At 71.2% G+C, this 13,120-nt stretch carries 10 protein-coding genes and 1 tRNA gene; 8 read left to right on the top strand and 3 right to left on the bottom strand.

Annotation, left to right across the window (positions count from 1 at the left end):
* Positions 1-60: 60 nt before the first annotated feature.
* Both ABD733_RS12650 and ABD733_RS12645 read right to left on the bottom strand, forming a co-directional pair.
* Positions 61-142, bottom strand: a tRNA-Leu gene (locus ABD733_RS12650).
* Between the two features lie 34 nt (positions 143-176).
* The gene (locus ABD733_RS12645; RefSeq protein WP_344796736.1) at positions 177-1,442 is read right to left on the bottom strand and encodes an MFS transporter; all 1,266 of its coding nucleotides are present in this window, start codon (positions 1,440-1,442) and stop codon (positions 177-179) included.
* Between the two features lie 38 nt (positions 1,443-1,480).
* Between ABD733_RS12645 and mnmA the strand changes: the two genes are divergently transcribed.
* The 8 genes from mnmA (at position 1,481) to ABD733_RS12605 (ending at position 11,616) form a co-directional block, all read left to right on the top strand.
* Entirely contained in the window at positions 1,481-2,626 is a 1,146-nt protein-coding gene (gene mnmA / locus ABD733_RS12640; protein ID WP_344796734.1) for a tRNA 2-thiouridine(34) synthase MnmA, read from the top strand.
* 8 nt (positions 2,627-2,634) lie between these two features.
* Entirely contained in the window at positions 2,635-4,893 is a 2,259-nt protein-coding gene (gene ligA / locus ABD733_RS12635; protein WP_344796732.1) for an NAD-dependent DNA ligase LigA, read from the top strand.
* Positions 4,894-5,023: 130 nt separating this feature from the next.
* Entirely contained in the window at positions 5,024-6,547 is a 1,524-nt protein-coding gene (locus ABD733_RS12630) for an alpha/beta hydrolase (protein WP_344796730.1), read from the top strand.
* A gap of 209 nt (positions 6,548-6,756) precedes the next feature.
* Complete coding sequence (gene gatC / locus ABD733_RS12625; protein WP_344796728.1) at positions 6,757-7,056, top strand: Asp-tRNA(Asn)/Glu-tRNA(Gln) amidotransferase subunit GatC; 300 nt, start codon at positions 6,757-6,759, stop codon at positions 7,054-7,056.
* Positions 7,053-8,597, top strand: a complete 1,545-nt coding sequence (gene gatA, locus ABD733_RS12620; RefSeq protein WP_344796726.1) for an Asp-tRNA(Asn)/Glu-tRNA(Gln) amidotransferase subunit GatA — start codon at positions 7,053-7,055, stop codon at positions 8,595-8,597. Before gatC ends, gatA begins: the two co-directional genes overlap by 4 nt.
* Positions 8,597-10,105 (top strand): Asp-tRNA(Asn)/Glu-tRNA(Gln) amidotransferase subunit GatB, encoded by a 1,509-nt coding sequence (gatB, locus tag ABD733_RS12615; protein ID WP_344796724.1) that lies wholly within the window; start codon positions 8,597-8,599, stop codon positions 10,103-10,105. The genes gatA and gatB overlap by 1 nt, the downstream gene beginning before the upstream one ends.
* A 34-nt stretch (positions 10,106-10,139) precedes the next feature.
* Positions 10,140-10,721: a hypothetical protein gene (locus ABD733_RS12610; RefSeq protein WP_344796722.1), complete on the top strand. Its 582-nt coding sequence runs from the start codon at positions 10,140-10,142 to the stop codon at positions 10,719-10,721.
* Between the two features lie 82 nt (positions 10,722-10,803).
* Positions 10,804-11,616 carry a DUF3097 domain-containing protein gene (locus ABD733_RS12605; protein WP_425552923.1) on the top strand — a complete coding sequence of 271 codons (813 nt, stop codon included), beginning with the start codon at positions 10,804-10,806 and terminating at the stop codon, positions 11,614-11,616.
* A gap of 273 nt (positions 11,617-11,889) precedes the next feature.
* Here the strand turns inward: ABD733_RS12605 and ABD733_RS12600 are convergent, their stop codons facing one another.
* Positions 11,890-13,059 (bottom strand): SGNH/GDSL hydrolase family protein, encoded by a 1,170-nt coding sequence (locus tag ABD733_RS12600; protein WP_344796718.1) that lies wholly within the window; start codon positions 13,057-13,059, stop codon positions 11,890-11,892.
* Between the last annotated feature and the right edge of the window lie 61 nt (positions 13,060-13,120).

The following is a 13,120-nucleotide window of genomic DNA, read 5'->3' as shown; positions in this document are numbered from 1 at the left end:
GCCAGCTTAACGGACCGCGGAGGCCGCCACAGTGGGGCTGACCCGAGTGCTCGAGGGGAGTGCGGGAGAAGGGACTTGAACCCTCACGCTCGAAAGCACAGGAACCTAAATCCTGCGTGTCTACCGATTCCACCACTCCCGCGACACCGACGAGTGTAGCGGCGGCCCCGGGCGGCCTACCGCTTCAGGTGCGGCTGGTGCGGGCTGTACCGCGGCACGTAGCGGAGCAGGATCAGGGCCCCGACGAAGCCGAGGATGCCCATCACGCCGCTCGCGAGCGAGATCGACACGAGGGCCGTGAGGCCGGAGATCAGCAGCGGTGCGGCGGCGCTCCCGAAGTCGCCGGTGAAGCGCCACGCGCCGAGGAACGGGGCGGGGTTCGCCTTGTCGGCCAGATCGGCGCCGAGGGTCATCAGGATCCCCGACCCGATCCCGTTGGCCACCGACATGAACATGGCGACGCCGATGAACCAGGTGACGCTCGTCGGCAGATCGTGCGTCAGCGACAGCACGACGTACGAGATCCCGAGCCCGACCATGCAGGGCATCGCGCTCCACATCCGGCCCCAGCGGTCCATGATCTGCCCGCTCGTGTAGAAGAGGCCGAAGTCGATGGCGCCGGCGATGCCGATGATGAGGGCGGTCTGCGACGAGCCGATGCCGATCGAGACGGCCCAGAGGGGCAGGATCACCTGGCGCCCCGCGCGCATGGCGCCGATGAGGGCCGCGCCGCTGCCGAGCTTCACCAGCACCCCGCGGTACTTCCACAGCGTCGGGAACAGGCCCTGAGCCTCCTGCGCCACCTCCGCCTCGCCCGCTGAGCGCGGCGCCGCGGGTCGAGCGAGCGACCGGGTGGGAGTGCTGCCGAGGCCCGGGTCCTTGATGAAGATCAGGACGGCGGCCGCGGCGAGGCAGCCGCCGATGTGGATCCAGAACGCCGACTGCACCGAGCCGGTGAGGTGGATCAGACCGGCGGAGAGGAACGGGCCGACGAAGTAGCCGAAGCGGAAGACCCCGCCGAGGCTCGACAGGGCGCGCGCCCGGATCTCGGGAGGGACGAAGGTCGTCATGTAGGCGTGCCGCGCGAGGGCGAAGACGGCCGTCGACAGGCCGATCAGGAAGACGCCGAGCGCCAGGATCCAGACGTTCGGCGCCGCGACGCTCACCAGCAGCCCGACGACGCTGATCAGCGCCGCGCCGATCATCGCCGTCCGCTCGCCGATGCGCGACACCAGCCAGCCGCTCGGGATGTCGCCGATGAGCTCGCCCACCAGGATCAGCGAGGCGACGAACGCCGAGATCGCGAGCGAGGCGCCGAGGTTGTCGCTCGCCACCGGGATGATCGGGATGATGGCGCCCTCGCCGATCGCAAAGAGCGCGGCGGGCAGGAAGGCGGCGAGTGCGACGGACCGCAGCGAGAAGGAGGCGGCCGGAGAAGTCATCGGATCGAGCCTAAACCCGGCTCGTTTACACTGGACGCATGAAGGTCCTGGCAGCGATGAGCGGCGGAGTCGACTCCGCCGTGGCCGCGGCGCGTGCGAAAGACGCCGGTCACGACGTGGTCGGGGTCCACCTCGCGCTCAGCCGGATGCCCGGCACGCTCCGCACCGGCAGCCGCGGCTGCTGCACCATCGAGGACTCGATGGACGCCCAGCGGGCCGCCAACATGATCGGCATCCCCTACTACGTGTGGGACTTCTCCGAGCGCTTCAAGCTCGACGTCGTCGACGACTTCGTGGCCGAGTACCAGGCCGGCCGCACCCCCAACCCGTGCATGCGCTGCAACGAGCGGATCAAGTTCGCCGCCCTCCTCGAGAAGGCGCTGGCACTCGGCTTCGACGCCGTCGCGACCGGCCACTACGCCTCCATCGTCACCGACTCCGCGGGCAACAAGGAGCTCCACCGGGCTGCCGCCTGGGCGAAAGACCAGTCGTACGTGCTCGGCGTCCTCACCAAAGAGCAGATCGACCACTCGATGTTCCCTCTCGGGGCGACCCCCTCGAAGGCCGAGGTGCGCGCCGAGGCGGCCGCCCGCGGCTTCACCGTCGCGCAGAAGCCCGACAGCCACGACATCTGCTTCATCCCCGACGGCGACACCCGCGGCTGGCTCGCCGACCGCGTGGGCGCTGAGCAGGGCGAGATCCTCGACCGCACGGGCGCCGTCATCGGTCGGCACGAGGGTGCGCACGCCTTCACCGTGGGTCAGCGCAAGGGCCTCAACATCGGCTTCCCGTCCGACGACGGCAAGCCCCGCTTCGTGCTCGAGGTGCGGCCGAGAGACAACACGGTCGTCGTCGGCCCCAAGGCGGCTCTCGACATCGCCGAGATCGCAGGATCGACGTTCAGCTGGGCAGGGATCGCCCCTCTCGACCCGACGGAGCCCTTCGACTGCCAGGTGCAGATCCGCGCGCACGCCGATCCTGTCGACGCGGTGGCCCGAGTGTCGGTGGTCGACGGTAGAACTGAGTTGGTCATCACGCCGCGCGAGCCTCTCAACGGGGTCGCTCCCGGGCAGACCGCGGTCGTCTACGTCGGCACGCGGGTGCTCGGGCAGTGCACGATCGACCGCACCGTGAGCGCGCTGGCAGCCCCAGCGCCGGCCGCAGTCCCCGTTCCCTCTCTCTAGGAGCCAGCATGACCACCTCTGAATCCGATTTGGAGGCGGCGCGCGACGAGGCTGCCGGCCTGACGTCCCGCATCCTCGAGCTGCGCGACCAGTACTACGAGGGCAACGGCTCGACGGTGTCCGACGCCGAGTACGACGCGATGGTGCGGCGTCTCGACGAGATCGAGCGCGAGCATCCTGAGCTGCAGAAGCCCGACAGCCCCACGCAGACCGTGGGCGGCCGCGCCGAGACCACCCAGTTCGCCCCCGTCGAGCACGCCGAGCGCATGCTGAGCCTCGACAACGTCTTCAGCTTCGACGAGCTCGCCGAGTGGGCGGGCAAGGTCGAGCGCGACGCCGGCGCCGAGCGCGTCCGGTTCCTGACCGAGCTCAAGATCGACGGCCTCGCCATCAACCTGCGCTACGAGAACGGCGTGCTCGTCACGGCGGCGACCCGCGGCGACGGGGTCGTCGGCGAAGACGTCACCGGCAACGTCCTCACGATGGGCACCATCCCCGACCGCCTGAAGGGCGAGGGGCACCCGCCGCTCGTCGAGGTCCGCGGCGAGATCTTCTTCCCGGTCGCCGAGTTCGACGCCCTGAACGCGGCTCAGGCGGCCGCCGGCGAGCGGCTCTTCGCCAATCCCAGGAACGCCGCCGCCGGCTCCCTCCGCCAGAAGGAGGAGGGCAAGAGCCCCGAGCGGCTCGCGCTCATGACGAAGCGGCTGCGCGGGCTCAGGATGCTCGTGCACGGAATCGGCGCCTGGCCGGTCCCCGAGCTGGAGGCCTCCACCGGCGTCACGAGCCAGTCCGACATCTACGGCCTCCTCGAGACGTGGGGCCTCCCCATCTCGACGCACTTCCGCGTCTTCGAGACGGTCGAGGAGGTCGACGCCTTCATCACCCGCTACGGCGAGCAGCGCTCCTCGGTCGAGCACCAGATCGACGGCATCGTCATCAAGGTCGACGACCTCGGCCTCCACGAGGAGCTCGGCTCGACGAGCCGCGCCCCACGCTGGGCCACGGCCTTCAAGTACTCGCCCGAAGAGGTCAACACGAAGCTCCTCGACATCGTCGTGAGCGTCGGCCGCACCGGGCGAGCGACCCCGTTCGCCGTCATGCAGAAGGTCGAGGTCGCGGGCTCCGAGGTGCGGCAGGCGACGCTCCACAACCAGCAGGTCGTCAAGGCGAAGGGCGTGCTCATCGGCGACACCGTCGTGCTCCGCAAGGCCGGCGACGTCATCCCCGAGGTGCTCGGGCCGGTCATCGAGCTCCGCGACGGCACCGAGCGCGAGTTCGTCATGCCCGAGGACTGCCCCGAGTGCGGCACGCGCCTCGCTCCGGCGAAAGAGGGCGACATCGACCTCCGCTGCCCGAACGCGAAGAGCTGCCCGGCGCAGGTCCGCGGGCGCGTCGAGCACATCGCGTCCCGCGGCTCCCTCGACATCGAGGGCCTCGGCGAGGTCGCGGCCGCCGCCCTCACCCAGCCGCTCGAGCCGGCAGAGCCGCCGCTCGCGACCGAGGCGGGGCTGTTCGATCTGACGATGGACGACATCCTGCCCATCCGGGTCGTCGTCCGCGACTCCGAGACGGGCCTCGAGAAGCTCGACGGCGACCGGCCGAAGGTCATGACGCCGTTCCGGGTGTCGAAGACGCGAGAAGACGGGTCGCCCGTCCCGTCCAAGCGCGCCGAGGTGCTCCTCGAGAACCTCGAGAAGGCGAAGACGAGTCCGCTCTGGCGCATCCTCGTCGGGCTGAGCATCCGCCACGTCGGGCCGGTCGCCGCGCGTGCTCTGGCCGACTACTTCGGGTCGCTCGACGCGATCCGCGCGGCCTCCCGCGACGAGCTGGCCGCGGTCGACGGCGTGGGCGGCATCATCGCCGACGCCCTCCTCGACTGGTTCGAGGTCGACTGGCACCGCGAGATCATCGACCGCTGGACGGCGGCCGGCGTGCAGTTCTCGACCCCGGGCCACCCGGGGCCGGGCGCTGCCGAGGCGGCCGGGGGAGTGCTCGCCGGGCTGACGGTCGTGGCGACCGGATCGCTCGAGGGCTTCAGCCGCGAGGGCGCTCAGGAGGCGATCCTGCTGGCCGGTGGCAAGGCCGGCAACAGTGTCAGCAAGAAGACCGACTTCGTCGCGGCCGGTCCGGGGGCCGGATCGAAGCTCACGAAGGCCGAGACGCTCGGGGTACGCATCATCGACGCGGCGCAGTTCGCGATCCTCGTGAAAGACGGGCCGGACGCTCTCGACGCCCCCAGTGCGGGGGATGAGGCGGCCCCCATTTAGGGGGACAGTTTCTGATGGATCCGGCCCTGGGCTGGTCAGGGGTACACGCGGCTCCCTAAGCTGTGTGCTAGCGCATCGATCTCGTCTGTAGGGGTACGAGACCCAGGTGCGCTAGTAGGGGATTCCCGACGTGCTGTTAGTTGTCGCAGCCATCTTGTACTCCTCGGTCCACGTGTTCGGCGTGGCCGGGTCGCCTGCCGTGCCGGTGCACCAGGCGGTGTCCGACGCGCCTCCGGTGACCGTCTCTCTCGTGTCGGCAGTCCGCCGCGCGGAGGTCCTCCCGCAGCGCTCGACCGCCGTCGAGCTGTCCGCGCCCGTGGAGGGCGTCCCCGAGAGCTCGACCGACCTCTCCTCCTGCGGAGCCGTCGACGGCACGGCCTTGGCCGCGACGACGTCCGGCGACATCCGGGCGTCGGCCTGCCTGTCGCAGCTCGCCGACGTCGAGCCGGCGGTCCTCGGCCGCTTCGCTCGCTCGTTCGACTCCGACGACTCGTCGGCGGTGACCTTCGCGACGGCGCTCGGCGAGCGCGGGTCGGCCACCGCGACGAGCGTCTGGTGGCACGACCTGACCGCAGCGCGGCAGACCGAGCTGGTCGCCGACCTCCCCTCGGTCGTCGGCAACCTCGAGGGCGTCCCCTACGACACCCGCGACCTCGCCAACCGGCTCACGCTCAGCTCCACGGTCGCGCACCTCCGCGGCGAGGTCGATGCCCAGGGCAGCGGGTTCCTCGGGGCGTCCGCGGACTCGCGGCGCCTCGTCATGCTGCAGCAGGTCGAGATCGCGCTCGACCGCGGACGCGAGGGCGACGACGCGAAGCGGAGCCTCCTGTCGCTCGACACGGTGTTCCCGGGCAAGGCCGCGGTGGCCGTCGGCGACGTCGACACCGCCGACAACGTCACGATGATGGTCCCCGGCATGCTCTACACGGTGTCGAACCAGATCACCTGGTGGACGGACCGCGCCGCCGACCTCCACTCCGCGCAGGACTTCTGGTCGAGCACGCTCGCCACCGATGCGACGGCCTCGGCCGCGACGAACGCGACGATCGCCTGGATGGGCTACCGCACGCCCGACCTGACCAACGTCCTCGGCCTGTCGCTGGCCGAGGCGGGCGCCGTGCACCTGGAGGACGCCGTCCAGGGGCTGACGGCGGCGCGCGCAGGATCGGAGCCGCACGTCACCCTGATCGCGCACTCCTACGGCTCCACGACCGCCAGCATCGCCCTCACCTCCGGGAAGATCCACGTCGACTCGTTCGTGGCACTCGGGTCGCCCGGCAGCGTGGTCGCGAAGGCCGGCGACCTCGCCGTCACCCGCGGCCAGGTCTACGCCGCGGCCGCCGCCCTCGACCCGGTCGCCGGCAGCGGCTTCTTCGGGGCCGACCCCGGATCCACCCTCTACGGAGCCACCCTCCTCGACGTGGCCGGAGGCACCGACCCCTTCACCGAGCAGTCCCTGTCCGCCGTCCTGACCCACAACCGCTACTTCACGCCCGGAAGCCAGTCGATGCGCAACCTCGCGCTCATCGGCACGGGCCACGGAGACCTCGCCGAGGGGCGGCAGCCGATCCCGGGAGGGCCGCAGCCGACCGACCAGCCGACCCTCGCGCTCGTCCGCCCGCAGGACGTCAACCGGGAGTCGCTGGGCGCCTGAGCGGGGAGAGCAGGATGCTGTGGCCGGTCGGGCCCGGATCCTGCGCTCCGTCCTCCACGGCAGCGAGTTCTCCGCAGCACCGACTTCTCCACAGCACTGACTTCTGCACGGCACCGACTTCTCCACAGCACGGCGGCGTCGGGCATCGGCCCAGGCGGCACCCGAATAGACTCTCGGGGTACCCCCGACAGAACACGTGACGGAGCCGCATGTCTGAAATCACGCGCGAGCAGGTCGAGCACCTCGCCGGTCTCGCCCGCATCGCCCTCACCTCCGACGAGGTCGACAAGCTCACGGGCGAGCTCGGCCACATCGTCGACAGCATCGCGAAGGTGACCGAGGCCGTGTCGGCCGACACCCCGGCGACCAGCCACCCGATCCCGCTGGCGAACGTGTTCCGCGACGACGTCGTGGGCGAGACCCTCACGCAGGAGCAGGCGCTGGCCGGCGCACCCGAGCACGACGGCAGCCGCTTCAAGGTGAGCGCGATCCTGGGAGAAGAGCAGTGAGCGACGACCTGATCCGCCTGTCCGCCGCAGACCTGGCCGAGAAGCTCGCCTCGCGCGAGGTGTCGGCCGTCGAGGCCACCCGGGCCCACCTCGACCGGATCGCCGCCGTCGACGGCGACGTCCACGCGTTCCTCCACGTCAACGCCGCGGCTCTCGAGACCGCTGCCGCGATCGACGCCAGCCGGGCTGCGGGCGACGAGCTGGGCGCTCTCGCCGGCGTCCCGATCGCCATCAAAGACGTGCTCTGCACCCTCGACATGCCCTCCACCTCCGGCTCGAAGATCCTCGAGGGGTGGATCCCGCCCTACGACGCGACCGTCGTCGCCAAGCTCCGCGCCGCAGGCCTCGTGCCGCTCGGCAAGACCAACATGGACGAGTTCGCGATGGGCTCGTCGACGGAGTTCTCCGCCTACGGCCCGACCCACAACCCGTGGGACCTCGACCGCATCCCCGGCGGCTCGGGCGGCGGCTCGGCCGCAGCCGTGGCCGCGTTCGAGGCGCCCCTGGCCCTCGGCAGCGACACCGGCGGCTCGATCCGCCAGCCGGGCGCCGTCACGGGCACCGTCGGCGTGAAGCCGACCTACGGCTCCGTCAGCCGCTACGGCGCGATCGCACTCGCGTCGAGCCTCGACCAGGTCGGCCCGGTGACCCGCACGGTGCTCGACGCGGGCCTCCTGCACGACGTCATCAAGGGGCACGACAAGCGCGACTCCACCTCGCTGACCGACGAGTGGCCCTCGTTCGCCGACGCCGCGCGCGCCGGCCTCGCTCCCGACTCCCTCCGCGGGGTCAAGGTCGGCATCGTGACCGAGCTCAACGGCGAGGGCTTCCAGGCCGGCGTCAAGGGCCGGTTCGCCGAGGCGGTCGCCCTTCTCTCGGGCGCGGGTGCCGAGATCGTCGAGCTCTCCGCACCGAGCTTCGAGTACGCGATCAGCGCGTACTACCTGATCCTGCCGGCCGAGGCATCGTCGAACCTCGCCAAGTTCGACTCCGTCCGCTTCGGCCTCCGGGTCAACCCCGAGGGCGGCGGCACCGTCGAGCAGGTCATGGCGGCCACGCGCGAGCAGGGCTTCGGGCCCGAGGTGAAGCGCCGCATCATCCTCGGCACCTACGCGCTGAGCGCCGGCTACTACGACGCCTACTACGGCAGCGCGCAGAAGGTGCGCACGCTCGTCCAGCGCGACTTCGCCCGCCTGTTCGACGAGGTCGACATCCTGATCTCGCCGTCGGCGCCCACGACCGCGTTCCCGATCGGCGAGAAGATCGACGACCCGCTGGCCATGTACCTCAACGACCTCACCACGATCCCGGCGAACCTCGCCGGCATCCCGGGCATCTCGATCCCCATGGGCCTGGCCGAGGAAGACGGCCTGCCCACGGGCATCCAGCTGATGGCCCCGGCCCGTGAAGACGCCCGCCTGTACACCTACGGCGCCGCGCTCGAGCAGCTCTTCGAGAGCTCCTGGGGCCACACCCTCATCTCGCGGGCGCCGAGCCTCAGCGTCACCGAACAGTCCGCCGCAACCGAGGGAGTCGTCTGATGGCCGCCCGCCCAGAACTGATGGACTACGACAAGGCGCTCGAGATGTTCGAGCCCGTCGTCGGCTTCGAGGTCCACGTCGAGCTGTCGACCAAGACAAAGATGTTCTCCGACGCCCCCAACGAGTTCGGCGGCGAGCCCAACACGAACATCACGCCGGTCGACCTCGGTCTGCCCGGCTCGCTCCCCGTCGTCAACGGCGAGGCCGTCAAGTACGCGATCAGCCTCGGCCTCGCGCTCGGCTGCTCGATCGCTCGGTCGTCGCGCTTCGCCCGGAAAAACTACTTCTACCCCGACCTGGCGAAGAACTACCAGATCTCGCAGTCCGACGAGCCGATCGCGTTCGAGGGCAGCGTCGAGGTCGAGCTCCCGAACGGCGACACCTTCACGGTGCCTGTCGAGCGTGCGCACATGGAGGAGGACGCCGGCAAGCTGACGCACGTCGGCGGCTCGACCGGCCGCATCCAGGGCGCGGAGTACTCCCTGGTCGACTACAACCGCGCAGGTGTGCCGCTCGTCGAGATCGTCACCCACCCCATCATCGGGGCGGAGGCGCTCGCGCCCGAGCTCGGTGCCGCGTACGTCGAGACGATCCGCGACATCGTCCGCGGCCTCGGCATCTCCGAGGCCCGCATGGAGCGCGGCAATCTCCGCTGCGATGCCAACATCTCTCTCCGCCCCCGGGGCCAGGAGAAGCTGGGCACGCGCACCGAGACCAAGAACGTCAACTCGTTCCGGGCCGTCGAGCGCGCCATCCGCTACGAGATCCAGCGGCAGGCCGCGATCCTGGCCAAGGGCGGCACCATCACGCAGGAGACCCGTCACTGGCACGAGGACACCGGCCGCACCTCCGCCGGCCGTCCGAAGAGCGACGCCGACGACTACCGCTACTTCCCCGAGCCCGACTTGCTGCCCGTGCAGCCGTCGACCGGGCTGATCGAGGAGCTCCGCGCCGCGCTGCCCGAGTCGCCCGCCGTCATGCGGCGCCGTCTCAAGGGCGAGTGGGGCTTCACCGACCTGGAGTTCCAGGACGTCAAGAACGCCGGGCTCCTCGGCGAGATCGTCGGGACCGTCACGGCCGGCGCCTCCCCGCAGGCCGCCCGCAAGTGGTGGACCGGCGAGATCGCCCGCCTCGCGAACCTCGCCGGGCCCGACGTCGAGCCCTCGTCGCTCGTGACCCCGCAGCAGGTCGCCGAGCTGATCGCCCTGATCGACTCCGGCGAGCTCACCGACCGCCTCGCGCGCCAGGTCCTCGAGGGCGTCATCGCCGGCGAGGGCACCCCGGCCGAGGTCGTCGAGAAGCGCGGCCTCAAGGTCGTCTCCGACGACGGAGCCCTCATCGAGGCCATCGACGCCGCGCTCGCCCAGCAGCCCGACGTGCTCGAGAAGATCCGCGACGGCAGGGTCCAGGCGGCCGGTGCGGTCATCGGAGCGGTCATGAAGGCCATGAAGGGCCAGGCCGACGCGGCTCGCGTGCGCGAACTGGTCCTCGAGCGGGCGCAGGCCTGATCTGGCCTCCGGCACCGTCTCGGCTTCCCCGACCGTGAACGCGCAGACACGCTCCCAGCAGCCGCCCCGCGGGGTCGGCTGGTGGCTGACGCCCCTCCGGCCGCTCCTCCTCGGCATGGCGGCTCTCGCCGTCGCCGCGTTCGTCGCGTCCAAGACGCTGCCCGAGCACACGATCGTCATCTGGTCCGCCGTCGGCAAGCGGGGCCTCGCCGCCTCCCGGAGCGACTTCGAGATCGGCATCCTGATCATCGGCCTGGTGGTCTTCGCGGTCTGGATCGTCGCGGGGCTCTTCCTCACGCTGATGCCGACACGGCACCTCCTGGTCCCGAACGCCGCCTACTGGAAGGCGCCCGGCCGCACCGCCGAGATGCGTCGACGCTACGCGACCTACCTCTCCCGCGCGATCGGCATCACCTACTGGTTCGTGGCGGCCGAGGTCGTCGTCGCGATCGTCTCGCAGCGGAACGGGCTCCTCGAGATCCCGTGGTTCCCGGTGGTCGTGTCGCTGCTGTTCGTCGTCATCCTGCTCGTGTTCGCGGTGTGGGTGTTCGCCGACGGGTTCCGGCTGCCGCAGCGACAGGCCGCGCAGAGGGCGGCGGGCAGTGCCGGGCGCTGACCGCGGGGCCGGGTTCGGTGCCGCTGGGCACGGTGCCGGGCCTGGTGCAGCCGGGTTCGGTGCAGACCGGTACGCCGGCGACGTGCTCTCGGGCGACTGGAAGAAGGCCGGCCGGAAGCCGCCGCCCCGCCTCGTCGACGCCGTGCGCGACCTCGTCGTCGAAGAGACCGTGTCGGGGTTCACGGGCGCGATCGTCCGCGTCGAGGCCCAGACCGTCGAGCTCGTCGACTGGAAAGACCGGGTCCGGGCGTTCCCGCTGACGGCGTCGTTCGCCATCGACGGCGAGCCCGTCCGGCTGCAGTTCCCTCGGGCCGCGCCCGCCGGTCGCCTCCGCTCGGCGTCCGGCTCGTTCGCGGTGACCGACGCCCAGGCCCGGACGGCCCTGCCCAGCCGCATCTTCGTGGAGGGCCGCCACGATGCCGAACTGGTCGAGAAGGTCTGGGGCCACGACCTCCGCATCGAGGGCGTCGCCGTGGAGTACCTCGAGGGCGTCGACAACCTCGAGGCGGTCCTCCGGCAGTTCCGTCCGGGGCCCGAGCGCCGCGTCGGAGTCCTGGTCGACCACCTGGTGAAGGGCTCCAAAGAGAGCAGGATCGCCGACGCCATCGCGACCTCCCCGCTCGGCCGCTCCGTGCTCGTCGTGGGGCACCCGTACGTCGACGTCTGGCAGTCCGTCCGGCCCGCCCGCCTCGGCATGAAGGAGTGGCCGGTCGTCCCGAGGTCGATCGAGTGGAAGCAAGGCATCTGTGAGGCGCTCGGCTGGCCGCACGCCGAGCAGGCCGACATCGCGCGGGCGTGGCAGCGGATCCTGGGTCAGGTCCGGACCTTCGCCGACCTCGAGCCCGCCTTCCTCGGGCGCGTCGAGGAGCTCATCGACTTCGTGACTGCCCCGTAGTTGCTCGTGTCGCGCGGTGTCGTGCGTGCAAGATCGCAGTAGATGTCGGGTGCGGGTGGCTCGAGGCGACGGCTAGTGCGATCTCGGGGCCCAGGCCGGACAGGTCGGGCAGCCGAGATCGCGGTTGGACAGGGGTCGGGGAGCGGGAGGCGTGTCGAAGTGCGATCTCGGCGACCCGGGCCGCGAGATCGCAGTAGGTGTCGGGTGGGGGAGGCTCGAGGCGACGGGTAGTGCGATCTCGGCGACCCGGCGGGTGGCGGCGCAGAGGCGGCGCTAGGGGGTGTCGCGCGCGTCGGGGGAGGGACGGCCGCGACGACGACGAGCGACGAGCAGCGCGACGACCGCCGCCGCGATAAGCGCCAGCCCCAGCCCGAGCGCGAGCCACACGGCGACAGGCAGCCCGAAAGCAACCCCCGCGCCCGCGCCATTGCCAGCACCAGCACCAGCGGAAGGCGTCGACGCGAGCGACCTCGTGATGGCGGCGGCGGTCTGGTCGGCCAGGTAGGCGGCGCCGCGGGCGTTCGGGTGGAGAGCGCCGGGCTCGAGGCTGATCTTCGTGAAGCCGGCCGACGCGACGAGGGAGACGCCCTCGATGTACGGGTCGGCCCTCGAGCAGGCGGAGTGCGCCTGCGACCCGGGCAGGGTGTCGACGTACGTGAACGACGCGGCGGCGGCGGCCCTCTTCAGCACGGCGTCGAGGTGCGCCTGGACTCCGGAGAGGTAGGCGACGTCGACGTCGGTGAAGGGGAATCCGTTGCGGGGGAGTCCTTCGCTGAGGCTCGTGCCGTCGATGACGGGCCGGAAGCAGCCCGATACCGGCGTGTGCGCTGCATCGGGGAAGACGGCGGGGTACCCGACGACGAAGACCCGCGCATTCGGCGCCTGGGCGCGGATGGCGGTGAACGCCCGGCGGAGGCCGGTCGCGGTCGTGCTGTCGATCGCCCGCGTGAGCCTGTCGTCGCCGCCGGCGTCGAGGGTCTCCCTGCAGGATCGGGTGGTCGCCTTCGCATCGAACACCGGCCCGGTGCGCCCGAGGGCGATACAGGATGCCGCGGTGCCGAAGACGTCCGCGTCGTTCCCGCCGATCGAGACGGTGACGATCCTCGTCGAGGGCCCCAGCGCGTCGACCTGGGGTGCGGCTCCCGACTGCCTCGTGTCGACGACGTTCGCGGTCGTCGCACTGGAGCAGCTGACGTCGGTGAGGTCGAGATCGAGCGCCGTGGCGACCCGGTGCGGGTAGTCCTCGGCCGACTGCGCGCACGCTCCGACGGGTCGACCGGTCGGGTCGCCGAGCCCGAAGCCGGCAGCGTACGAGTCGCCGAGCGCCACGTAGTCGAGGCCGGCGGCAGGGGCCCTCGAGTCGGCAGCGCTCGACGGCGCAGAAGCGGCTGCAGCACCAGCACCAGCACCAACATCAGCAGCAGCAGCAGGGCCGATCGACATCCCGCTCAGGCCCGCGACGGCCACGAGGGCTGCCCCGACGAGACGGGCACGCAGGATCAGC

Origin of the sequence: Frondihabitans peucedani (genome assembly GCF_039537585.1) — a bacterium.
In the GTDB taxonomy this organism is placed as follows: domain Bacteria; phylum Actinomycetota; class Actinomycetes; order Actinomycetales; family Microbacteriaceae; genus Frondihabitans; species Frondihabitans peucedani.
This window is presented reverse-complemented; position numbering and strand designations above follow the sequence as displayed.